23 protein-coding genes are annotated in these 23,538 nt (G+C 58.2%); 15 read left to right on the top strand and 8 right to left on the bottom strand.

The window, feature by feature from the left end:
* Positions 1 to 31 precede the first annotated feature (31 nt).
* On the top strand, positions 32 to 625 hold the full coding sequence (locus tag ACR0DX_RS14675; RefSeq protein ID WP_170355585.1) for an HD domain-containing protein: 594 nt from the start codon (positions 32 to 34) through the stop codon (positions 623 to 625).
* Here the strand turns inward: ACR0DX_RS14675 and ACR0DX_RS14670 are convergent.
* The 3 genes from ACR0DX_RS14670 to ACR0DX_RS14660 form a co-directional block, all read right to left on the bottom strand.
* Positions 622 to 993 (bottom strand): VOC family protein, encoded by a 372-nt coding sequence (locus ACR0DX_RS14670; protein WP_170355586.1) that lies wholly within the window; start codon positions 991 to 993, stop codon positions 622 to 624. The two genes, ACR0DX_RS14675 and ACR0DX_RS14670, sit on opposite strands and share 4 nt — an antisense overlap.
* A 165-nt stretch (positions 994 to 1,158) precedes the next feature.
* Positions 1,159 to 1,713: an ActR/PrrA/RegA family redox response regulator transcription factor gene (locus ACR0DX_RS14665; protein WP_142637470.1), complete on the bottom strand. Its 555-nt coding sequence runs from the start codon at positions 1,711 to 1,713 to the stop codon at positions 1,159 to 1,161.
* Positions 1,714 to 1,789: 76 nt separating this feature from the next.
* Entirely contained in the window at positions 1,790 to 2,410 is a 621-nt protein-coding gene (locus ACR0DX_RS14660; RefSeq protein WP_480846538.1) for an SCO family protein, read from the bottom strand.
* Between the two features lie 93 nt (positions 2,411 to 2,503).
* Between ACR0DX_RS14660 and regB the strand changes: the two genes are divergently transcribed.
* The 10 genes from regB to ACR0DX_RS14610 all read left to right on the top strand — a co-directional run bounded on the left by regB (position 2,504) and on the right by ACR0DX_RS14610 (position 15,102).
* Positions 2,504 to 3,901 (top strand): sensor histidine kinase RegB, encoded by a 1,398-nt coding sequence (regB, locus tag ACR0DX_RS14655; RefSeq protein WP_170355588.1) that lies wholly within the window; start codon positions 2,504 to 2,506, stop codon positions 3,899 to 3,901.
* 64 nt (positions 3,902 to 3,965) lie between these two features.
* Positions 3,966 to 5,474 carry a PAS-domain containing protein gene (locus ACR0DX_RS14650; RefSeq protein WP_170355589.1) on the top strand — a complete coding sequence of 503 codons (1,509 nt, stop codon included), beginning with the start codon at positions 3,966 to 3,968 and terminating at the stop codon, positions 5,472 to 5,474.
* 41 nt (positions 5,475 to 5,515) lie between these two features.
* The gene (gene tsaE / locus ACR0DX_RS14645) at positions 5,516 to 5,989 is read left to right on the top strand and encodes a tRNA (adenosine(37)-N6)-threonylcarbamoyltransferase complex ATPase subunit type 1 TsaE (RefSeq protein ID WP_170355590.1); all 474 of its coding nucleotides are present in this window, start codon (positions 5,516 to 5,518) and stop codon (positions 5,987 to 5,989) included.
* Complete coding sequence (locus tag ACR0DX_RS14640; RefSeq protein WP_170355591.1) at positions 5,986 to 6,990, top strand: phosphotransferase; 1,005 nt, start codon at positions 5,986 to 5,988, stop codon at positions 6,988 to 6,990. Before tsaE ends, ACR0DX_RS14640 begins: the two co-directional genes overlap by 4 nt.
* Positions 6,987 to 7,673: a nucleotidyltransferase family protein gene (locus ACR0DX_RS14635; protein ID WP_480846534.1), complete on the top strand. Its 687-nt coding sequence runs from the start codon at positions 6,987 to 6,989 to the stop codon at positions 7,671 to 7,673. Before ACR0DX_RS14640 ends, ACR0DX_RS14635 begins: the two co-directional genes overlap by 4 nt.
* Positions 7,666 to 10,593, top strand: a complete 2,928-nt coding sequence (gene addB / locus ACR0DX_RS14630; RefSeq protein WP_170355593.1) for a double-strand break repair protein AddB — start codon at positions 7,666 to 7,668, stop codon at positions 10,591 to 10,593. The genes ACR0DX_RS14635 and addB overlap by 8 nt, the downstream gene beginning before the upstream one ends.
* A complete protein-coding gene (gene addA, locus ACR0DX_RS14625) occupies positions 10,590 to 13,949 on the top strand; it encodes a double-strand break repair helicase AddA (protein ID WP_480846532.1) in 3,360 nt (1,119 codons plus the stop codon). The genes addB and addA overlap by 4 nt, the downstream gene beginning before the upstream one ends.
* A 60-nt stretch (positions 13,950 to 14,009) precedes the next feature.
* Positions 14,010 to 14,330 carry a thioredoxin gene (gene trxA, locus ACR0DX_RS14620; RefSeq protein WP_170355595.1) on the top strand — a complete coding sequence of 107 codons (321 nt, stop codon included), beginning with the start codon at positions 14,010 to 14,012 and terminating at the stop codon, positions 14,328 to 14,330.
* 65 nt (positions 14,331 to 14,395) lie between these two features.
* Positions 14,396 to 14,743 carry a Lin0512 family protein gene (locus ACR0DX_RS14615; RefSeq protein WP_170355596.1) on the top strand — a complete coding sequence of 116 codons (348 nt, stop codon included), beginning with the start codon at positions 14,396 to 14,398 and terminating at the stop codon, positions 14,741 to 14,743.
* On the top strand, positions 14,743 to 15,102 hold the full coding sequence (locus ACR0DX_RS14610) for a Lin0512 family protein (RefSeq protein WP_170355597.1): 360 nt from the start codon (positions 14,743 to 14,745) through the stop codon (positions 15,100 to 15,102). Before ACR0DX_RS14615 ends, ACR0DX_RS14610 begins: the two co-directional genes overlap by 1 nt.
* Positions 15,103 to 15,160: 58 nt before the next feature.
* On the opposite strand, the gene ACR0DX_RS14605 is transcribed toward ACR0DX_RS14610, so the two are convergent.
* Positions 15,161 to 15,409 carry a DUF1127 domain-containing protein gene (locus ACR0DX_RS14605; protein WP_331251831.1) on the bottom strand — a complete coding sequence of 83 codons (249 nt, stop codon included), beginning with the start codon at positions 15,407 to 15,409 and terminating at the stop codon, positions 15,161 to 15,163.
* A 143-nt stretch (positions 15,410 to 15,552) separates the two neighbouring features.
* On the opposite strand from ACR0DX_RS14605, the gene hslV reads away from it, so the two are divergent.
* Positions 15,553 to 16,113 (top strand): ATP-dependent protease subunit HslV, encoded by a 561-nt coding sequence (gene hslV / locus ACR0DX_RS14600; protein WP_170355598.1) that lies wholly within the window; start codon positions 15,553 to 15,555, stop codon positions 16,111 to 16,113.
* On the opposite strand, the gene ACR0DX_RS14595 is transcribed toward hslV, so the two are convergent.
* Positions 16,102 to 17,343, bottom strand: a complete 1,242-nt coding sequence (locus tag ACR0DX_RS14595) for an MFS transporter (RefSeq protein ID WP_480846529.1) — start codon at positions 17,341 to 17,343, stop codon at positions 16,102 to 16,104. The genes hslV and ACR0DX_RS14595 overlap by 12 nt on opposite strands.
* Positions 17,344 to 17,506: 163 nt before the next feature.
* Between ACR0DX_RS14595 and hslU the strand changes: the two genes are divergently transcribed.
* The 3 genes from hslU to ACR0DX_RS14580 all read left to right on the top strand — a co-directional run bounded on the left by hslU (position 17,507) and on the right by ACR0DX_RS14580 (position 21,222).
* Complete coding sequence (gene hslU, locus ACR0DX_RS14590) at positions 17,507 to 18,814, top strand: ATP-dependent protease ATPase subunit HslU (RefSeq protein ID WP_170355600.1); 1,308 nt, start codon at positions 17,507 to 17,509, stop codon at positions 18,812 to 18,814.
* Positions 18,815 to 18,913: 99 nt separating this feature from the next.
* Positions 18,914 to 20,011 carry an alpha/beta hydrolase gene (locus tag ACR0DX_RS14585; RefSeq protein ID WP_170355601.1) on the top strand — a complete coding sequence of 366 codons (1,098 nt, stop codon included), beginning with the start codon at positions 18,914 to 18,916 and terminating at the stop codon, positions 20,009 to 20,011.
* A complete protein-coding gene (locus ACR0DX_RS14580; protein ID WP_170355602.1) occupies positions 20,008 to 21,222 on the top strand; it encodes an MFS transporter in 1,215 nt (404 codons plus the stop codon). Before ACR0DX_RS14585 ends, ACR0DX_RS14580 begins: the two co-directional genes overlap by 4 nt.
* A 2-nt stretch (positions 21,223 to 21,224) precedes the next feature.
* On the opposite strand, the gene ACR0DX_RS14575 is transcribed toward ACR0DX_RS14580, so the two are convergent.
* The 3 genes from ACR0DX_RS14575 to ACR0DX_RS14565 are packed head-to-tail and all read right to left on the bottom strand — an operon-like array spanning position 21,225 to position 23,502.
* On the bottom strand, positions 21,225 to 21,812 hold the full coding sequence (locus ACR0DX_RS14575) for a Smr/MutS family protein (RefSeq protein ID WP_170355603.1): 588 nt from the start codon (positions 21,810 to 21,812) through the stop codon (positions 21,225 to 21,227).
* Positions 21,812 to 22,846 (bottom strand): murein transglycosylase A, encoded by a 1,035-nt coding sequence (mltA, locus tag ACR0DX_RS14570; RefSeq protein ID WP_170355604.1) that lies wholly within the window; start codon positions 22,844 to 22,846, stop codon positions 21,812 to 21,814. The genes ACR0DX_RS14575 and mltA overlap by 1 nt, the downstream gene beginning before the upstream one ends.
* Positions 22,843 to 23,502, bottom strand: coding sequence for a Tim44/TimA family putative adaptor protein (locus ACR0DX_RS14565; RefSeq protein WP_170355605.1), 660 nt, complete (start codon positions 23,500 to 23,502; stop codon positions 22,843 to 22,845). Before ACR0DX_RS14565 ends, mltA begins: the two co-directional genes overlap by 4 nt.
* Positions 23,503 to 23,538: the final 36 nt, after the last annotated feature.

Raw genomic sequence — 23,538 nt, 5'->3', positions numbered from 1 at the left:
AATCGCGGCTGTACGGACGAGGCATGGCATAATGGCAACACAACCCCGCGCGTGGCAGAGGATGCTGTCGGGCCGTAGGCTGGACCTGCTGGACCCCACCCCTGTGGATATCGAGATCGAAGATATCGCGCATGGACTGGCCTTTGTGGCGCGCTGGAACGGCCAGACGGCAGGGGATTTCGCCTATTCCGTGGCCGAACATTCGCTGCTGGTCGAAGAGCTTTATGGCCGCATCGCCCCCAATGCGCCGGTCAAATGGCGGCTGGCCGCCTTGTTACATGACGCCCCCGAATATGTGATCGGAGACATGATCTCGCCGGTCAAATCCGCCGTCGGTCCCGACTATGGCGCGTTGGATGATCGGTTGGCGGCGGCGATCCACATCCGCTTTGGCCTGCCCGCTGCGGTGCCGAAGACAGTGAAACGTCAGATCAAAAAGGCAGACAAGATCAGCGCCTGGATGGAGGCCACCCAGATCGCGGGCTTTTCCGAGGCCGAGGCGAGCAAGTTTTTTGGTCGCCCCGACAAGTCGGTGATTGAGGGGCTGAACATTGTCCTGCGCCCTCCGGTCGAGGTGCGGCGCGCCTATACTGACCGGCACGCCGCCCTGTTGGCACAGCTTTAGCCGAAGACGTAGAAACAGATCTTGTTGTTGTCCGCGTCACGGACATAAGCCCCGTAGAACACATCCGGCACGCGCTGGCCGGGCTCGCCTTCGTCAGTGGCACCAAGACTGATCGCCTTGTCGTACATCGCCTGCGCGTGCTCTTTCGAATCCGCTGCAAAAGCCACCATAGTGCCGTTTCCCGGCGCACAATCACCACCGTCATAGGGTTCGCACACAGCCAGCATCGGCGCACCGGGCTGGTTGCCGATAAAGGCGATGCGCCCCACATCCAGCGTCACCTTGGCATCGCGATCCGAAAGCAGCTCGGTATAGAATTTCTTTGCGCGCTCCATGTCTGACACGCCGATGGTCACGTAACCGATCATTTGAGAGGTTCCTGTCTTGTTAAGTGTTTTCCCGAGTCGAACACTTGGCCTCAGGTCGCAGAGGTGCAAGTCACGAAGGCGTGACACATGACGACACACGGCAACTTAACTGCCGGCTAGAACACATAGAAAGACTGAATCTCAGCGCCGAGGACTCAAACAAGCTTATCGCGGGCTGCGCTTTGCCAAAATCCGCTGCAACGTCCGACGGTGCATGTTTAGTCGGCGGGCAGTCTCGGACACATTCCGGTCGCACAGCTCATAAACCCGTTGAATATGTTCCCAGCGCACGCGGTCCGCGCTCATGGGGTTTTCCGGGGGCGGTGGTAGTTCGTCGCCCTTGGCCAGCAGCGCGTTGGTGATGTCAGTGGCGTCGGCGGGTTTCGACAGATAATCGGTCGCGCCGATCTTAACGGCGGCCACGGCGGTCGCGATCGCGCCGTATCCGGTCAGAACCACAACCCGGCTATCCGGGCGCTTTTCACGCAGCACTTCGACCACGTCTAAACCATTGCCGTCCTCAAGCCGCAAATCCACGACCGCATAGGCGGGTGGGCGGGCTGTGGATATGGCACGGCCTGCGGCGACCGAACCTGCGGTCTCGACCTCGAAGCCGCGCTTTTCCATGGCTTTGGCCAGACGTCTCAGAAAAGGCTCATCATCATCTACCAGAAGCAGGGATTTGTCCGGGCCGATATCCAGATCAGAGCTGTCTGCCATATTCTATTCTTTCCGCTATTTCACGCCGTTGGCCTAGCTATGAGTAATAGCAGCGCCATTGCAAAGGTCAAACGGATCACAGTTTGTCCAGAAAACACCCGACCTTGTCGGCCATCTGTTCAGCCGAGTCATTGCGGTTGAAGAATTCAAGGAATCCGGTCTCGGGCGTCATCAGGTAGGTAAAGGTGGAATGGTCGACCAGATAGTATTCGTCGCTTTTGTCATGGGCCTTGTAATAGGTCTTGTAAGCTTGGCTGGCGGCTTTGACCTGCTTGGCCGAACCGGTCAGCGCGATGGTTTTACCACCCATGTTAAAGGCATAGTCGGCCACCACTTCGGGCGTGTCCCGGTCTGGGTCGATTGAGATGAACAGAGGCGTCACCGACTGGCCACGCTCGGCCAGTATATCCACAGCCTCAGCATTGCGCGACATGTCGAACGGGCAGACATCAGGACAGAACGTATAGCCGAAATAGACCAGTGTCGGCTCGGTGATAACGTCAGTGTCGGTGACAGTTTGACCCTCTCCGTTGATCAATTCGAATGGGCCGCCGATTGCTGCGGTGCCACCGGCGATTTGGCTGGACCGGCATTGTGCGAACTGATCATCCGATCCGGCGCCTCGGGTCAGCAGCCACGTGGCCCCCAGACCAATGGCAAGAACAACGGTGGCAAGAACGGCATAAAGACGGACCATGACTTCAATCCTAATGATCAGAGGGGTTGTTGATCGTTTCGGCCCGGACACCTATCAAGATGATCAGCCGATGCAACAGGACATAGTGAACCCATGGCCAATTCCAACATCACATTATGGCGTGGACAGGAACGCAGCAGCTGGATCAGGCTGCGCACGCTGATCCTGCTGCGCTGGGTTGCCATCATCGGCCAGATCACAGCCATCACCGTCGCCCAACAGACCTATCACGTCGAGCTGGATGTGATGCTGTGCTATCTGGCCATCGGGGTCTCGATCCTAGGCAACCTGACTGCGATCCTGATCTTCCCAAGAAACAAGCGCTTGTCAGAGTTCGAGAACTTCCTGATGGTTCTGTTCGACCTGTTGCAATTGACCGTTCTGCTGTACCTGACCGGAGGGCTGAACAATCCGTTTGCCTTGCTGCTTGTGGGGCCAGTAACGATCTCGGCCAATGTCATGAGCACCCGGTCGACGTTGATCGTTGGCGTGGTTGCAATTGTTCTGACCACTCTGCTGGCCGAATTCCATGTGCCCTTGCGCACGGATGTCGGAATGGATCTTGAAATCCCGGATATCCTGTTGTTCGGAAACTGGGCCGCGATCGTCATTGCGATCGTCTTTTTGGGTGCCTATTCACATCGTGTCAGTTCCGAAGTTCAATCCATGTCCGAGGCTCTGGCAGCCACGCATATGGCCCTGGCGAGAGAACAGAAGCTGACTGACCTGGGTGGGGTTGTTGCTGCGGCCGCGCATGAACTGGGCACGCCGCTGGCCACAATCAAATTGACCAGCTCGGAGTTGATCGAAGAGCTGGATGACCGGCCCGAACTGAAAGAGGATGCCGCGCTGATCCGGGAACAGGCCAACCGGTGCCGGGACATATTGCGCGACATGGGCAGGGCCGGAAAGGATGATCTGCATCTGCGGCAGGCCCCTCTTTCAACCGTGGTGAACGAGGCTGCAGAACCACACATTCACCGGGGCAAAACCGTCCATTTTACCGAAGGCCCTGCGGATGACGGGGATGTTCAGCAACCCTCAATCCTGCGCAAACCCGAAATCATTCACGGGTTGCGGAACCTGATCCAGAATGCGGTGGATTTTGCCCGCGCGAACGTTTGGGTCGAGGCGGAATGGAGCTCTGATCAGATCATTGTCAGCATCATGGATGACGGGCGCGGATATCCGTCTCAGATGATCGGGCGGATTGGCGACCCATTCATGCGCCGCCGTCGCGCCGAAACCGATCAGCGCGCACGCCCGGAATACGAAGGCATGGGGTTGGGCTTGTTCATCGCCAAAACCCTGCTGGAGCGCAGCGGAGCGGAACTGGAATTTGCCAACGGTTCAGACCCCTATCAGACCTTATCCGAAAACCCCGAACGTCGGGGGGCTATCGTAAAGGTCACTTGGCCGAGAAATCTGGTTGATGCGCAACAAGGAGACACCCCGGTCCCGTCTGGCGCGAACCAACGGATTCAGGTCTGAGTTAAGACCCCGTTAACCATTGGTAACCATAGTCCGGTTTCGTAATTTCTGTTGCGGGGCGTTCATGGTCGACTGGTTCATTCTGGCTGTCATCAGCTTGGTCTCTGCCGGCCTTGCGGTGCAATGGCTGCTCCCGCGCCGTCGGCACAGGGGTGACAATTTCGGCCTATCCTCGCCCACGTCCTTGTTTGACGCGGTGTTTTTGTTCGACGATCAACGTCTGATCAGCCACTCGGATATCGCGCTAGAAGGGTTCGAAGAAGTCCGGTCCTGGCACGACCTGCGCCGTTTACTGCAGCCAGACTTTCCCACATTTCCCGAAACTCCGGACTGCATCCGCCAGGAGGGTAATCTGATCATCCCCGCCATAGACTGCACGGTCGAGCGTGACGTCATGTGCGAATGGATCGACGGCATAGTCAGGGTTCAGTTACGTGAAAACAGCATCTGCCCTGCCACCATCCACCGTGAGGCGAACGATCCAATCCGCCTGGCAATGGAACGCGCGCCGTATCCCGTCTGGTTACTGGGTGAACACGACACAGTTCGTTGGTGCAACGCAGCCTATATTTCGTTGGTGCGCAAGGTGCGGGGTCAGGATACGGATCTGACCGCGCCGTTGTTTCCCGGATCCGAAGAAGATGCCCGACTGGGTGGAAAGACGCGGGTTTCAATTTCGTCGGACGGCAGCGAAATCAAGCTTTGGTTCGATCTGACACGCGTCCACCATCCAGAGGGGCACTTGTGTTACGCCGTCGACATCAACGCGATTGTCGACGCCGAAACCGCCCAGCGTAAATTCGTTCAGACGATGACCAAGACCTTTGCCCAACTGTCCATTGGGTTGGCGATTTTCGACCGCAACCGACAATTGGCCCTGTTCAACCCGGCCCTAATTGACCTGACCACCCTGCCCCCGGACTTCCTCAGCTGCCGGCCAAGCCTGTCCAGTTTCTTCGACCGGCTAAGGGATCAACACATGATGCCCGAACCCAAGAACTACCGAAGCTGGCGCAGTCAGATGAATGACCTGCTTGAGGCTGCCGAGGACGGGAATTATCAGGAAACGTGGTCGCTGCCCTCAGGGTCGGTTTATTCGGTTAGCGGTCGCCCCCATCCCGACGGTGCCGTCGCCTTTTTGTTCGAAGACATCACGGCCGAGATCACCCTGACCCGGCGGTTCCGTTCAGAAATGGACCTGATGCAATCGGTTCTGGACAAACTGGCGGATGCGGTCGCCGTTTTTGGCGATGACGGAACCCTGGCCTTTACCAATTATGCCTATCAAAATCTGTGGGGCGACAACGGAGACTCGGGGTTTGACGCCGATTCAGTTCTGGATGTCACCTGCAAATGGCAGGAACTTTGTACTGCATCCCCTGTTTTCGGTGAGATTCGAGAGTTTGTAGGGATGCGCGACAAACGGGCAGAATGGTCGGCAGAGTTGCGTATGCGCAATGGTGCTTCGCTTGAATGCACAATCTGCCCGATGCAAAACGGAGCGACAATTATCCGGTTTGCAACAGAAGATAAAACAGTTCTTCAACCTAAGTTACACCAGATCAGCGCCTGAACCGGGTTGCAGGCAAACCGGTGCGACGTCATTGTGGCGCCATGACGACCGCGCCCTTTGCAATCACCTTCAACTCGCCTTGTGAGACGGCAAATTTTGCCGCTCGGTTGGGCCGGATTCTACGCCCGGGCGATACTCTCTTGCTCGAAGGCGAAATTGGCAGCGGAAAAACCCACTTCTCCCGCAGTCTTATTCAATCGGTGATGAGCATCCCCGAAGACGTTCCTTCGCCAACATTTACGTTGGTTCAGGTTTATGACACCGAAATCGGAGAAATCTGGCACTGTGATCTTTACCGCCTTGGCGCAGTGGATGAGGTCGATGAGCTTGGCCTGACCGAGGCATTTGAAACAGCGATTTGCCTTGTGGAATGGCCTGACAAACTCGGGTCGATGCAACCTGAAAATGCCTTGACGCTTTCGTTTGAAACAGACCCTAACACTGTGGAAAAACGCCTTATAACCCTTTCGTGGGTAAATACCGAATGGGCCAGCAGACTGGAGGCCGCGCAATGACAAACCGAGCTGTGCTGGCCGAAGCGCTGATCGCTCAAACCCCGTGGGCCAATGCGCAGCGTGCGCTTTTGGCCGGGGACGCCTCGAACCGCCGTTATGAGCGTCTGACCGATCCGGATACCGGCAAGACAGCGGTTTTGATGGACTCGCCACCGGGTCAGGCTGAACCCGTCGAAGCGTTTGTCCGAATGGCAAACCATTTGCGATCCATCGGCCTTAGCGCGCCCGAAATTTATGCCGAAGATACCGAATATGGCTTTTTGTTGCTTGAGGATTTGGGCGACGATCTATTTGCGCGTGTGCTGCGGCGATCTCCGACGTTGGAACGTGAATTCTACGAGGCAGCCACAGACGTTTTGATCACGCTGCACAAGGCACCGACGCTTTCATTGCCATCCTATGGCCCATCCTTGATGACGGAACTGGCCGCACTGTCGTTCACCAAATACGCCCAGTCGATTCAAGGATCGCATGACGAGGACGCACGGGATCGGTTCGAACACCGGTTTGCAGATATCCTGCACCGGGAAACTGCGGGAACAAAAGTTGTTGTCCAAAGGGATTATCACGCTGAAAACCTGATTTGGTTACCTGAACGCGACGGCGTTGCCCGCGTTGGGTTGCTGGACTTTCAGACAGCCATGCTGGGCCATCCCGCTTATGATCTGGTCTCGCTTCTGCAAGATGTGCGCCGGGATGTAGCACCTGGAACCGAAATGCGGATGGTTAACAGGTATATTCAGACAACCGGAGTGAACGACCACGATTTCCGCACCGCATATGCCGTTCTGGGAACGCAACGAAACCTGCGTATTCTCGGTGTATTTGCCCGATTGGCGACGGAATATGGAAAACCGCAATATGTCGACCTGATCCCCGCGACATGGACGCATTTGATGCGCGATCTGGAACATCCCGCGTTGGTCACTGTGTCCGATCTGTTGCGTGATGGGCTACCTTCACCGACACCGGAAAACCTTGCAAAGCTCAGACAATCATGACCGACACGCTTGATGCCATCATGCTGTTTGCTGCCGGGTTCGGAACTCGTATGGGTGCGCTGACCAAGAATCGGCCGAAACCTCTGGTGGAATGCGCAGGCCGCCCACTGATTGACCACGCGCTTGATTTGGTCAACGACCTTGATCCAATTCGTAAGGTCGCCAACCTGCATTACCTTCCAGATCAGCTTGAGGCTCATCTTGCCCCCAAGGGTGTTTTGCTGTCCCATGAACAACCCGAAATCCTTGAAACAGGGGGTGGATTGCGCGCAGCATTGCCTTTGTTAGGGTCTAGTACTGTTTTCACCCTGAATTCAGATGCGATCTGGTCGGGGCCAAATCCACTTGGGATGCTGCGGAATGCTTGGGATCCCGAAAAGATGGATGCGCTATTGATGTGCATACCAACAGACCAAGCCGTTGGACATGCGGGTCAGGGTGATTTCACTGCAGATCGTAACGGCCGCATCACGCGCGGCCCGGGGTTGGTTTATGGTGGCGCGCAGATCATGAAAACCGATGGATTGGCCGATATCCCGGACAAGGCGTTTTCGTTGAATGTTTTGTGGGACCGAATGCATCAGAACGGTCGGTTATTTGGCCTGACATATCCCGGGCGCTGGTGCGATGTGGGCCGTCCCGAAGGGATCGCTCTGGCTGAAAGGATGTTGGCGGATGTTTGACCCCAGCGGTCTGCCCCGTGTATTTGCCGTTCCCCCCGGCACGGATTTTCCGGCCGCTTTGGTGAAAGGGTTACGCGACCGCAGCAAGGACTATCCGCCCGAGGAATTGGCCAAGGTGCAGCTGGTGGTAAACACAAGGCGAATGGCTCGACGTGTGCGCGAGTTGTTCGACCAAGGGCCAGCATGCCTTCTGCCGCGTTTGTCCTTGGTCACAGACTTGGGCGAAAGCGTTGACCTGGCTAGCGTTCCGCCAGCTATTCCGGCACTACGCAGGCGGTTGGAGTTGACACAGCTGGTCTCAAAACTACTGGACCAACAACCTGATCTGGCGGCGCGATCTTCGCTGTTCGATTTGTCCGACAGTCTGTCCGCATTGATCGACGAAATGCAGGGCGAGGGCGTGTCGCCCGAGGCAATCGGGCAGCTGGATGTCAGCGACTTGTCTGGCCATTGGGCACGCGCGCAGGCCTTTATTGGGATCGCAGATCAATTCATCGACGCAGCGCCCGATGCGCTGGACGCGCAGGCCCGGCAGCGCATCGTCGTCGAAAACCTTATTGCGCGGTGGCGGGACGCACCTCCACAACATCCGGTCATTCTGGCGGGATCGACCGGATCACGCGGCACCACACTGATGCTGATGGAGGCGGTGGCGCGCCTTCCACAGGGTGCTTTGATCCTGCCGGGGTACGACTTCGATCAGCCTGATCACGTCTGGCGGGGATTGGACGATGCCCTGACCTCGGAAGATCACCCGCAATACCGATTTCACAAATTGATAACTCAGCTTGATCTGAGGCCCGATCAAGTCACGCCGTGGACACCTGATACATCTCCGTCACCCGCGCGTAACCGTTTGGTTTCCCTAGCATTACGCCCAGCACCCATCACGGATGCCTGGATGTCCGAAGGGCCTAAGCTGACGGATTTGGACGGCGCGACGAAAGACCTGACCCTGGTCGAGGCACAATCGCCGCGGGACGAGGCGCTGGCCATTGCCCTCCGCTTGCGGCAAGCGGCCGAGACAGGTCAGACCGCTGCTCTGATCACCCCGGACCGGATGCTGACGCGGCAAGTCAGTGCTGCTTTGGATCGATGGAACATTATGCCAGATGACAGCGCAGGTCTGCCGCTGCAGCTTTCACCACCGGGGCGATTCCTGCGCCATGTGGCCGGATTGTTTGCGCGACGGCTGGATGGCGAGGCCCTGCTGACACTGCTAAAACATCCCATTTGCCACGATGGTGGCGATCGCGGTACGCATCTGCTGCACACGCGCGATCTGGAGCTTGACCTGCGGCGGCATGGGCCTCCGTTCCCGGACAGCCGCAGCCTGACCGCGTTTGCGATCCGCAAAGAGGTGCCGGACGATTGGGTGCGTTGGGTGTCGCATCACTTCTGCGACCAACGGGTGACTACAGACCTGCCACTATCGGACTGGGTCATCCGGTTGCGCGATCTGGCCGAAGCGATTTCAGCCGGAAATACCGGGGGTCCCGGTACGCTTTGGGACAAGAACGCAGGGCAAAAGGCTTTGTCGGTTCTGACCGCACTTACGGAAGAAGCTGGTCATGGTGGTCCGATGACGGCGCATGACTTTGCGGATTTGCTGGGTGCATTGCTGTCAGGTGAAGAGGTCCGGGACCGCGACGCACCGCATCCCCATATCATGATCTGGGGAACACTCGAGGCACGAGTACAGGGTGCAGATCTACTTATCCTTGGTGGCTTGAACGAAGGCAGTTGGCCCGAGGCCCCAAGCCCTGATCCCTGGCTGAACCGCCAGATGCGCGCCAAGGCAGGATTGTTGTTGCCCGAACGGCGGATTGGTCTATCGGCGCATGATTTCCAACAGGCCATCGGCGCGCCCGAAGTCTGGCTGACCCGGGCCAGCCGATCCGATGATGCCGAAACCGTGCCGTCGCGCTGGTTGAACCGTTTGACGAACCTGTTGCAGGGCCTGCCGGAACAGGGCGGTCGAGCCGTCCTTTCGGCCATGCGCGGGCGCGGGCAGAAATGGCTGAGCTGGTCGGAACAACTTGAAATCGCGCCCGAAATTCCGGCGGCATCGCGCCCGTCTCCTCGCCCTCCGGTCACGTCGCGCCCGCGTCGTCTGAGCGTGACCGAGATCAAGCGCCTGATACGGGACCCTTATGCGATTTATGCCAAACATGTGCTGCGGCTGCGGCCTCTGGACCCGTTGGTGCAGGCCCCCGATGCGTTATTGCGTGGCATCGTGATCCACGAGATTCTGGAACATTTCGTCAAGGACAGCGTACTGGACACCGCACTGCTGACCCGCGAAACATTTCTGAAACGCGCAGAAACCCTTCTGGATCAACATGTTGCGTGGCCCACCGCCCGCAAATTGTGGCTGGCACGGCTGGAGCGGATCGCCGATGATTTCTTACGCGCCGAAACCGCCCGGCGCAGCGATGGCGGGCCGGTGGCGTTTGAGGCCGCGATGAAACTGGTGCTAGAGCCGCTGAATTTTACCATCGCAGGACGCGCCGACCGGATCGACCTGAACAGCCGGGGCGCGCTGCGGCTGGTGGATTACAAAACCGGTGCGCCTCCGACCGAAAGCCAGCAGTCCAAATTTGACAAGCAACTGCTGATCGAAGCCGCCATGGCCGAGCAGGGCGGGATCGAGGGTTTTGACCCTCTGCCCGTGGCTGAGGCGGTGTTTATCGGCATGGGCGGCAGCTACAAAGAAGTGCCCGCACCGTTGGCGAAAGAACCGACGGACAAGGTGTTGGCCGAGCTAAAAGAGCTGATTTCGGCTTATTTAGAGCCTAACCAAGGCTTTTCCTCGCGTCGGATGCTGCACAAGGACACCGACTCTGGCGATTACGACCATCTGGCCCGGTTCGGCGAATGGGACCGCACCGCAGACACCAAGCCCGAGGATCTGACATGAGCGCCCGCAACGACGCGACCGAACGGCAGGTGCAGGCAGCGCGGCCCGATGCCTCGACCTGGCTAGCGGCAAATGCGGGCTCGGGCAAAACGCGGGTTCTGACCGACAGGGTGGCGCGGTTACTGCTGGACGGGGTGCAGCCGCAGCACATCTTGTGCCTGACCTACACCAAAGCCGCCGCCAGTGAGATGCAGAACCGTCTGTTCAAACGGCTGGGCGAATGGGCGATGCTGGGTGACAAGGCGCTGCTGGCGCAACTGACCGATCTGGGCGTACCCGGCCGGATTGATCCCGACCGACTGGCGCAGGCGCGCACCCTGTTTGCCCGCGCGATTGAAACGCCGGGCGGGTTGAAAATCCAGACGATCCACTCTTTCTGCGCCTCGCTTCTACGGCGATTCCCGCTGGAGGCTGGAGTCAGCCCGCAATTTTCCGAGATGGAAGACCGCGCCGCAGCCCTGCTGCGCGAAGAAATCGTCGAGGATTTTGCCGAAGGCCCTCATGCCGCTCTGATCGAGGATGTGGCCCGTTTCGTTACCGATACCGGGTTCGACAATCTGACCGCCGCGATCACCCACAAGCGCAACCTGTTTGCGCAGCCCTTGGGCTTGGCTGATCTGTTGGACCGGTTCGACCTGCCCGATGGGTTCGACGAAGACGCCCTGATCGCGCGTGTATTTCTGGGCGGTGAGGTCGACCTGATCCGCGCGATCCTGCCCGCGTTGACAGAAAGCGGCGGGAACAACGCCAAGGCGGCCGCAAAACTGTCGGCGTTCACCGATCCCCGGATCAGCAGTCTGCCCATCTTGGAAAGCGTGTTTCTGACCGGAAAGGCCGCCAAAGAACCCTTTACCGCCAAGATCAACACGTTCCCGACCAAAGCCCTGCGCGAAGGCGCATTGGCGGGTCAGATGCCACAGCTAGAGGCGCTGATGCTACGCATTGAGGCTGCGCGGGAACAGCGGCTGGCGCTGGTGGCGGCGCGCAAGACCCATGTGCTGCACCGGTTCGCCTCCGCGTTCCTGCCAGAATATGAGCGCCGCAAACAGCTGCGCGGCTGGCTGGATTTCGACGACCTGATCTTGCGCGCACGGCAGGTGTTGAACGACCCGGCGGTGGCCGAATGGGTGCTGTACCGGCTGGACGGTGGCATCGACCACATTCTGGTGGACGAGGCACAGGACACCAGCCCCGACCAATGGGACGTGGTCGAGAAGCTGGCGAAGGAATTCACCAGCGGGGAGGGGGCAAGATCCGGGGTTGAGCGCACGATCTTTGTGGTCGGCGACAAGAAACAGTCGATCTATTCCTTCCAGGGCGCAGACCCCGCAGCCTTTGACCAGATGCAGCAGGAATTCGGGCGGCGGTTGATCAATTCAGGCTCTAAACTTGAGAGTTTGGAGCTGGAATATTCCTTCCGCTCGTCCAGCGCTATCCTGTCTTTGGTGAATATCCTGTTCGAAGGCCACGCCGAGGCCGGGTTTCAGGATAAGGCCCTGCACCGCGCGTTCAAGACCAGCCTGCCGGGGCGAGTCGATCTGTGGCCTGTGGTTGAAAAGGTCGAGGATGAAGAAGACGGCGACTGGACCGATCCCGTCGATCGCCCCGGCGCGCGGCATCACACGGTCATTCTGGCGGAAAAGGTGGCGCACTCGATCAAAGAGATGATCGACCGGGGTGAAACGATCCCCGAGGATGGCGACACACCCGGCGCGTTCGTGCGGCGTAAGGTGCAGCCGGGCGATTTCCTGATCCTTGTGCAGCGCCGGTCCGATCTGTTTGCCGAGATCATCCGCGCCTGCAAGTCCCTGCACCTGCCCATCGCAGGCGCGGACCGGCTGAAAGTCGGTGCCGAACTGGCCGTTAAAGACTTGGCCGCGCTGCTCAGCTTTCTGGCCACGCCCGAAGACAGCCTGTCGCTGGCCACTGTGCTGAAATCACCGTTATTCGGGTGGACCGAGCAGCAGCTATTCGATCTGGCACACCGGCGACAGGAACAGTTTCTATGGGCCGCCCTGCGCCACCGGGCCGAGGATTTCCCCGAAACGCTCGAGATTCTGAATGACCTGCGCGGCCAGATCGACTTTCTGCGCCCCTATGACCTGATCGAACGCATCCTGACGCGCCATGACGGGCGGCGCAAATTGCTGGGTCGTCTTGGGGCCGAGGCCGAAGACGGGATCAACGCGCTGCTGTCGCAGGCGCTGGCTTATGAGCGCACGGATATTCCCAGCCTGACCGGCTTTCTGGTCTGGATGCAAACCGACGATCTGGAAATCAAACGGCAGATGAGCGGTGTCGGCAACATGATCCGGGTAATGACAGTGCATGGCTCTAAGGGGCTGGAGGCTCCGATCGTGATCCTGCCCGATACCGGAAAACGTCAAGCCCCCCGCGATGCCGAGATCATGGTGGGCGAGGGGGTGCCTTTGTGGAAAGTGCCCGCGGATGCCTCGCCCGCGTTGATTGCTCAAGCCCGGTCTGAGGCCCGCGCGCGGGAAGAGAATGAGCGCCTGAGATTGCTCTATGTGGCTCTGACACGGGCGGAAAAGTGGCTGATCGTCGGGGCCGCGGGCGACGTCGGCAAGGATGGCACCAGCTGGTATCAGATGGTCGCGGCGGCAATGGCGCGGGCAGGGGCCACGCAACTGCCGCGCTCGGAAACTCTGCGCCTGTCGCATGGGAATTGGGACGCGCTGTCGCTTGTCGAACAGGAACAGGCCGAAACCACGCAGACTGATCTGCCCGCAATGTTTGAATCCCCCGCCGCGCCGCCTTTGCCGCAGTCCGAGACGCTCAGCCCTTCTAATCTGGGTGGAGCCAAGGCGCTGCCCGGTGATGCGGGGCAGGATGAAGAGGCCGCCAAACTCAGGGGCACTCGCCTGCATCTGTTGCTGGAACACCTGCCCGGCGCACCACATCAGGACTGGCCGCAGCTTTGCGCCAGAATACTTCCCGTTATGCAAGACATCGAACGCAACGATCTGCTGGCAGAGGCAAAGGCCGTTCTGACCTCGGGCCACTTGCGGCCTGTCTTTGCGGAAAACACGCTAGCCGAAGTTCCCGTTAGCGCAGATCTGGGCGGTCAACGAATGCATGGGGTGATTGACCGGCTGATCGTAACCGAAACTGAGGTACAGGTGATTGATTTTAAATCAAACGCCACCGTTCCAGAGGCCCCGGCTGCGTGCCCCGAGGGTCTTTTGCGGCAGATGGGAGCTTATGCGCAAGCGATGGCCCAAATCTATCCCGACCGAAAAGTGAAAACCGCCATCCTTTGGACCCGCACCGCGCAGTTGATGTGGTTGCCACACGAACTTGTGACCCAAGCACTGACCCGCGCCCAGATACCTTGACCTCGGGATACCCCGTGCCTAGGTTCTGAACCCAAGCATTCCCCATTCAGGAGACAGAATATGTCGACCGTAGCCGTAACCGACGATACCTTTGACGCCGAAGTCAAGAATTCCGACATCCCTGTTGTTGTCGATTTCTGGGCAGAATGGTGTGGCCCCTGTAAGCAAATCGGCCCCGCTCTGGAAGAGCTGGCGACCGAGTATGGCGGCAAGGTGAAAATTGCCAAGGTAGACGTGGACAGTAACCCGAACGCCGCTGCAGCGATGGGTGTACGCGGTATTCCCGCGCTGTTCATCTTCAAGGACGGTCAGGTTGTTTCGAACCGCGCAGGCGCGGCACCCAAAGCCGCGCTGCAAAGCTGGATCGAAGAGTCCATCTGATCCATTGGATAAACCGAAATAAAAGGCGTCCCACTAGGGGCGCCTTTTTTATGACCGAGGATCAAATGGCTAAAACACGTGTTCTTGTTGAATTTGGCATGGGAACGTCCTTGCGCCGCCAAGACTATACCGAGGCAGCGCTGCGCGCGATCAAGGATGCCTTGTGGCACAACTCGGTGAATATGGCAGAGCTGTTCGGCTTTCCGAAAGAGGCCATGATCATTGATGCCGAAATCGGCGTTGCCCAACCGGATAAGGTAGATGTCGAGGCGTTAAAGGCCGTTTTTCCCTATGGGCGACCTTCGATCCAGGTCACGCAGGGCGGATTGGGTATAGAAAAACCCGATGCGCAAGGTCACACCGTGATCGCCAATGCCGCAATCATAGTCTCGTTTGATATGGAGGCCGTTTGATGAGCGAGAAGCGAATTATCCTTGAGATGGGCACTGGAAATGACCTGTACGGGCAGGATTACACAAAGGCCGCAAGACGCGCAGTGCAGGATGCGCTGCACCATTCCTCGATCACGCTTTTTTCCAAGCTTGGTGTAGAACACACAGCGATGCGGGTTCAGGTGACGATCGGGGTACAACAGCCTTCAGCTGTGGACTGCAATCAGGTGGCTGCTGATTTGCCGCGCGGTCGGGCGCAGGTTCGTGCGGTTCAAGGTGGGCTTGATGTCGTTGACCCAGACGGGGGGCGTCATGTTGTGGCCACCGCTGCGATCGAGGCATTTCTGCCTGACATGGACGGCCAATACAAACTGTCCTGAAAAAGAAAAAGCCGCTCGACTTCGAGCGGCTTGTCTAAGCGGGTATCCTGATTGCGGATCAGAATTTTTCGATATCCGCACGGCACAGACCGACATCGTCCAGCTGGGTGTCGGAGAGTTCCCACAACAGCTTGCGTGTCTTGCGGGATTCATTCCACGCCAGTGCCTTTTCATAGGTTCCGAAGAACGCGTCCACTACATGCAGGATGGTAGCTGCTCCGAGCGGCGCATGGATATTTGCGGTGGTTGCCATTTGCGCATTCCTTGTAACTGAAACAGCCGACCCTTCGTCGGTTGTGAGGCTCATGTAGGATCAAAGCCCGAGTCTCACAATTGCTAGTCCGGTAACCCCGAATTGCACTCAATGCATATCTTTTGAGCAGTTTGTGAACTGTTGCGCTGAACGCACGCCCGGCCCATATAGGATGCCAGTTGAAAACGGAGGCCCCTATGGCAGACAGCGATTTTCCCGGTTGGCACGGCACGACAATTATTGGCGTCAAGAAAGGCGGCCAAGTGGTGATTGCCGGGGATGGGCAGGTCAGTCTGGGCCAGACCGTGATCAAGGGTACCGCCCGCAAGGTACGCCGCCTGTCGCCCGGCGGATTCGAGGTTGTGGCCGGTTTCGCTGGATCAACAGCCGATGCATTCACTCTGCTGGAACGTCTGGAAGCCAAGCTTGAGGCAACGCCGGGCCAACTGGCCCGCGCCTCGGTCGAGCTGGCGAAAGACTGGCGCACCGACAAATACCTTCAAAAGCTTGAGGCGATGCTCATCGTCACCGACGGCAAAGACCTTTTGGTGATCACCGGGGCAGGGGACGTGCTAGAGCCTGAACACAACGTCGCCGCCATCGGGTCGGGTGGCAATTTCGCATTGGCCGCCGCCCGCGCGATGATGGACAGTGACAAAAACGCCGAAACCGTGGCGCGCGAGGCAATGGCTATTGCCGCCGATATCTGCGTCTACACCAACGGCAATCTGACGGTCGAGGAAATCTCAGGCCAATAGCGCCTTGACCTCTTTCCCTTTCCAGCGGCGGTGCATGCCGATCAGGCCCAGTATCGCCGCGACGATGACGATGTAGTAGGGCACGCGAATGTCGATGCTCATCAATCCGCCGCCAATCAGAGACATGATCCCTCCAGCCAGGCAGAAGACGGCTGTCGTCACGCCCATGACCCAGCCCTGATCGGTTTCGCTGACACTTGCTGAAAACAAACCCAGTAAAGTCGGATAAGACACCCCGAAGAAGAAATAGAAAAAGAACACCGGCACGTAACTGAGAACACCGCTGGGGCTAAAGGCGAAACCAAAGCCACAAATCACCATTGTGATCAGCGAGACATAAATGATCTGATGCTTGCTGAACCTTTGTTGTGCTGGTTTCACCAGAAAGGTGCTGGAAAAGGCCAGGGCAAAGCCGATGACGACCATGGCCATGCTCCCTCCGATGACGCCATAGCCAAAACGACTGGTCAGATAATTGTCGACGAACACATAGAAGGTGACGTTGGCGATCATGAAGAAGGAATAGACTGGCAGGATCTTCAGGACCATCGGATGCCCGCGCACCGCAATCAGGCTGTCGGTGATATCGCGGGGGCGAAACACGAAAGCAGTCCGCTCGGTCCTTGTGTCTTTGAAAAAGGTCATCACCATAAAGATGGCGATCAGCACCAGAACAAACGCGCCGTAGAACGGCATCTTGAGCGTGGCATAGCTGCCCAGCAAAGTGGCGTCGGACAGAGCGGCGCCGATGATGGGCCCTCCGACCAAGCCAAAGCTGACGCCGGTAACGATGTACCCCATGTTACGATCCCGGTCGGCGGCATCCGTGCTGCCATCAATCATCGCCGCCTGCGCGATTGGTTGGTTTCCGGCTGTGAACCCAGTAATTGACCGCCCAATGATCAACAGCAGCAGGCTGTTGAGGTAAAGTGAGGCGATCGTCAGCGCATAGCCCACAAGCGCCCCACCCAGACAAACCAATAGCGCGTTCTTGCGTCCGATCGAGTCCGAGACCTTGGACACATAAACCACCCCAAGAAACCACGACAGAAAGAAGCACCCGATCACCAGACCGTAGTAGAAATGCCGCCGTCCCATCGGTGTACTTTCGGGCAGAAAACTGGACGACGTCTCCATGATCAGCGAGTTGATGATCGGAAAGACCAGACCCTGACCCAGCAGGTCCACAAACACCACAAACAGCAGGGTGATCTTGGCAATTTTCGTCATTTTCAAGCTCCTGACCTTCAGGCCACCGTAACAGAATGGGCGCGTTTCACCTATGGAAAGCAATTGCAAACACGATAGGGCGTTGCTAACCAACGCTGCCGCTGTTGTTTTCACCTGTGCGGTGACTACGTAAGCCAAACCGCTGATCGAAAGGACTGCACCCGTGACCGACCTGACCCCGCGCGAGATTGTCTCGGAACTGGACCGTTTCATTATCGGTCAGAAGGATGCCAAACGCGCGGTCGCTGTGGCGCTGCGCAACCGCTGGCGGCGCAAACAACTGGCCGATGACATCCGGGACGAGGTTTATCCCAAGAACATCCTGATGATCGGACCCACCGGCGTCGGCAAGACCGAGATCAGCCGCCGTCTGGCGAAGCTGGCTCGCGCCCCCTTTATCAAGGTTGAGGCCACAAAGTTCACCGAAGTGGGTTACGTCGGCCGCGACGTCGAACAGATCATCCGCGATCTGGCCGATGCAGCGATCATCCAGACCCGCGAGTATATGCGCGAGGATGTGAAAGCGCGCGCCTATCAAGCCGCCGAAGACCGGGTGATCGAAGCCATCGCTGGGGAAGACGCCCGCGAAGGTACGCGCGAGATGTTCCGCAAAAAACTAAAGGCCGGAGAGCTGGATGACACGGTGATCGAGCTGGAGCTGGCCGACAGTTCAAACCCGATGCCGATGTTTGACCTGCCCGGTCAGCCCGGCAGCCAGATGGGGATGATGAATCTGGGCGATATATTCGGCAAGGCGTTCGGCGGGCGCACCGTCAAAAAACGCATGACCGTGGCCGAAAGCTATGACGCGCTGATCGGGGAAGAGGCCGACAAGCTGCTGGATGACGAAACCGTCAACCGTGTGGCCTTGGAGTCAGTCGAACAGAACGGCATCGTCTTTCTGGATGAGATCGATAAGGTTTGCGCCCGCTCGGATGCGCGCGGTGGCGATGTCAGCCGCGAGGGGGTGCAGCGCGACCTGCTGCCGCTGATCGAAGGCACCACCGTGTCCACCAAACATGGTCCGGTGAAAACCGACCACATCCTGTTCATTGCGTCTGGCGCGTTCCATATCGCCAAACCTTCGGATCTGTTGCCGGAACTGCAGGGGCGTCTGCCGATCCGCGTAGAACTGCGCGCCCTGACCGAAGAGGATTTTGTCCGCATCCTGACCGAGACCGACAATGCCCTGACCCGCCAGTACACCGCGCTGATGGGCACCGAAGAGGTGACTGTCAGTTTCACCGATGACGGCATCGCGGCGCTCGCCAAGATCGCGGCGGATGTGAACCAAAGCATCGAAAACATCGGCGCGCGACGGCTTTATACGGTGATGGAGCGCGTGTTCGAGGAACTCTCGTTCACAGCACCCGATCAGGCCGGAGTGGAAATCACCGTGAATGCGCAATTTGTCGACGACAATCTGGGCGAATTGACCAAATCCACCGATCTCAGCCGTTACGTTCTGTAACGCACCCGGCTGATTTTTGCCGCCTGTGCCAACCTGCCTCGCTGGACGTGGGGCGGGAATGCGTTAGCCTAGGGCCAAACCTCTAAAGGGCCGTTCCCCGTGCTGCGTTACCTTCTGATTATTCTGACCGCGACGTCTCTGACCGCCTGCGTTGATCGCACCGTGTCCAAAACTGTGCCATCTGCGCTGAGCGTCGGCACGGCCGAGACCATTTTTGCCACCACCACCCGCGCGCGTGAAGTGGATGGATCATATGGGTTCAAACGCGGTGAGACACTGCAATTTCTGGAAATGACGGTCTCTATCCCGCCCAACCACACGCCGGGAACGCTGGATTTTTCTTACGCCAATCCAAACCCTGAAAAACAGTTTGTCATGGCCGGGGTCGAGGAATTGCAGGGGCCCAAAGACATGAAATCACGCCTCAAAGGCGCAGATGAGGTGTCGATATTTATTCATGGGTACAACACCACTCAGGCAGAAACCGCCTTTCGTGCCGCTCAGCTTAGTCACGATCTGAACATCCCCGGCGCGACAATGGTCTATTCCTGGCCCAGTCAGGCCACGGGATATGGCTATGCCTATGATCTGGACAGTATGCTGTTTGCCCGCGACGGGCTGGAAAAAACCGTCCGCCACCTGAAATCCATGGGTGTCAAACGCGTGGTTCTGGTGGCGCATTCCATGGGCACCGCCCTGACGATGGAGATGATGCGACAGGCCGAGCTGCGCGAACCCGGATGGTCCAAGCGCAACATCGAGGGGGTTGTTCTGATCGCGCCTGATCTGGATGTGGATCTGTTCCGGTCCCAGATGGACGTCATCAAGACCCCGCCTGACCCCTTCATCGTCATCGTTTCACAAAAGGACAAGCTGCTGAGCGTCTCGGCGCGGCTGCGCGGCACCACCAAGGGCGAACGGCTGGGCAATATCAGCTCGACCGACGCGCTGGCCGAGTACAAGATCAGCATTTTGGACACGACGGCCTTTAATGATGACGCAGAATCCTCGCATTTCGTGGCTGCAACCTCGCCTGCATTGCTTGCGATCATCGGGTCGGCCCGCCGGGTCAGCAATACATTTGGCACCGAACAGCGGGGCATCGACGTGATTGCCCCAGCAAGCGTCCGCAACCCGACCGGCGCGACCGAGATCGTTCTGACCGAAACAGGACAAGCGCAGGTCAGCTCTCCGTGACGCAGTTTCAGGCTGCCCGGTTTCTACGTGACAACGGGGCGTGGTTGGGTGCGGGAGTGGTGCTGACATTCCTGTCCAGTTTCGGTCAGACCTTTTTCATTTCGGTTTTTTCGGGCGAGATTCGTAACGCCTATGGGCTGAGCCATGGGGCGTGGGGTGGGTTGTATTCGCTGGGCACCACAGTTTCCGCTGTCGTCATGATCTGGGCCGGAGGTTTGACGGATATCTTCCGTGTGCGTGTGCTGGGGCCTGCAGTTCTGGCCGGTTTGGCGCTGGCGGCGTTGGCCATGGCACTCAATAGCCTGTTGTTCCTGTTGCCGGTCATAATTTTTTTTCTGCGCTTGTTTGGTCAAGGCATGAGCGTCCATCTGGCCATGGTCGCAATGGCGCGCTGGTTCACCGCGACGCGGGGCAAGGCGCTGTCAATCGCTTCCGTCGGGTTCGCAGTGGGCGAAGCATTGCTGCCAGTGATCTTTGTGGCCGCGATGGTGTTTTTAGACTGGCGATTGCTTTGGTTGATGTCCGCCGGAGTAGTGGTTTTGGGAATCCCGGTCCTACTGTTTCTGCTGCGGAAAGAACGAACCCCGCAAAGCCTTGCCACCGCATATTCCTCTGTCGGTATGCAAGGGCGCCACTGGACCCGGAGGCAAGCACTCCTGAACCCGCTTTTCTGGTTCATGACCCCTGCAATACTGGGACCATCCGCCTTCATCACTGCGTTCTTCTTTCATCAAGTGCACCTGGCTGAAATCAAAGACTGGCAACATATTGAACTGGTGGCCCTGTTTCCGGTCTATACCGGGGTTTCGCTGCTTTCGATGTTTGCAGCGGGTTGGGCTTTGGACAAATGGGGCACTGCGCGGATTATGCCGTTTTACCAATTACCTATGGCAATTGGTTTCATGATCGTCTCGGCCACAGATACACTGGGAGGAGCGGCACTGGCATTGATCTTTCTGGCCCTGACCGTCGGGGCAAACAGTACCCTGCCAAGCGCTTTTTGGGCCGAGTTTTATGGAACCCGCCATATTGGTGCGATCAAGGCGATGGCCACGGCGGTCATGGTATTGGGTTCAGCAATCGGTCCCGGTTTGACAGGAGTTCTGATTGACCAAGGTATGGCACTGGACAATCAGTTCTTATGGATCGGTGTTTTCTTTATTGCCGTTAGCGCGTTGGTCTGGATCGGAATTACACGCGCTGTTCGCTAGTTTTAGCGCGTGCGTCGCAGATAGACGTAATACGCGCCATCACCGCCATGACTGATATGCGCAGGAGTAACCTGCAAAACTGCCTGCGCCAGCGGCGGGATCGACAGCCAATGCGGCACTTGATTGCGTAGAACGCCGCGCCGGGTGGGAATGGGACCGGGTTCATCCCGATCCTTGCCTTTACCGGTCACCACCAGAACCAGCCGTTTGCCCTGTGCCTGCGCGGTCAGCACAAATCGGACAAGGGCAGGATGGGCCGTGTCCATGCGCATTCCATGAAGGTCCAGCTTGCCCTCTGGCTTGATCTTGCCCCGCTTCATGCGACCAAATGCCTTGGCGTCCATCTGCACCGGGCTAGCCCGCAGCCGATCCGTGACAGAGGGCTGCAGCGAATTTCGCGATGGCTTGGCTGGCGCTGTTTGGCCAAGCTCGAACGGGTCGACCCGCGCTTTGGGCTTTTTGGTCGGTTTGGGCTTGGGCAGTTGGGTCGGATGCACGGATTGTGGCAGTTCGGGATGCATCCGTTCAGCCTGTTTGGCAACTTTGCGCCATAGCTCAATCTCGTCCTCGGTCAGTTTGCGCCGGGTCATCAGAACGCATCCGGCAACAGCGCATAGGCGCGCTGGATTGGCAGCAGAACGACCATGCGCCCCGAATCCTTAAGACGACCAGCAGCGCGGCCGGCCTCGTCCCCGGTTCCAAAGAAGATATCTGCCCGTTGCGCGCCTTTGATCGCAGCCCCGGTATCCTGTGCAATCATCAAGCGGCGCAAAGGATCTTTGCCGTCCTTTTCAACCCAGACCGGCGCGCCCAGCGGCGTATAGGCGGGATCAGCGGCAATACTGCGCATGGTTGTGACAGACCGGTTCATTGCGCCCAATGGCCCAAACTCGGGTGCAACGCGCGTAACCTCTCGGAAAAACACGTAAGAGGGGTTGTGAAACAGCAGTTCAGCACCGGCCTCGGGGTTTTTGCGGACCCAGGATTTTATCATCTGCGCACTGACCTGATGTGCAGCCAATGCACCTTGTCGGATCAGCTCTTTCCCGATCGACCGATACGGATGGCCGTTCGCCCCGCCATAACCCACGCGCAATCCACCACCATCGGGCAGGCGAATACGGCCCGAGCCTTGAATCTGTAAAAAAAACAGCTCGACCGGGTCGTCGACCCACGCGATCTCAAGCCCGCGGCCGTTCATAGCCTCGCCTGTCAGAATATCGCGGCGGCTCAACCAAGGTCCGTCGGCCCGTGCCTCGGGGGGCATTTTGTAGATCGGGTATTTGTACCGTTCGGTCCGCGTGCGAGAGCCATCCAGCTCGGGTTCAAAATACCCCGTGAACAGGGCATCATCGCCGTCCTCGACCAGAACAGGGCGAAAGAACAGTTCAAAAAAGGAACGTGCAGCATCCGCCTGGTAGGTGCGGGCGACAGCACACAGGGCGCGCCAGTCCGGATCTTCCAGATCACCACAGGTGTTCAAGAAAACTGAAAGGGCCGCACCGTGGTCATCGGCGGTCCAGCCATCAAGATCGTCAAATGACAGAATGGAACGCGTCGCCTCGGCGCTGGCAGAGGTTGCCATCACAGCCCCCAGCAAAAGCGACCGAAGCGCAGCAATCATGCGTCCGTGGCAACAAGCAGCCAGTTAGGATCGTCCGAGCCCATCACGCGGGCAAAGGTCCAGCTGTCCTTTTGGCGTTTGACGGTGTTGGGGTTGCCTTCGATGATATCCCCACCGCGATCCCGCACGACCGAGGTCAATTCACCCACAAAGCGCATGGTGATTTCGGCTTCGTTGGTGTCCTTGTCGAACTTCACATCAGCTAGGGCGGTTTCCCGCACACCGATAAACTCGGCCTCGATGGTCAGACCCTGATCTTCGCGAGAGGCGACCACCGAAACAAATGTGTCAAACACTTCTTCGGACAAGAAGGGCTGGATTTCATCCAGATTGCCCTTTTCGAACCCCATGACGATCATCTCATAAGCACCGCGGGCGCCTTGGACGAATTCGCTGACAGAAAAGCCGGGCTCAATCCGTTTCATCGCGGCCAGGGATTGGGCCTGCTCGCTGTCTTCGGCGACGTGGTCGGTAATGTCGTGATCCGGGCCACCTTCGATCACCTCGAAGTCTCGGCGCGATTTATGCGCTTCTGGCTGCTGTTGAACGGGGGGCTTCTCAAAACCCTCACGCGTCCCCAGCACGCTTTTGAGGCGTAGGATCAGGAAAACGGCAATTCCGGCCAGGACCAGCAACTGGATCATCGGTTCGTTCATTTCATCCTCTTTATCAGACCGCAGCTTTGTATACGC

It is taken from the genome of Ruegeria sp. D3, from assembly GCF_056534465.1.
This window is presented reverse-complemented; position numbering and strand designations above follow the sequence as displayed.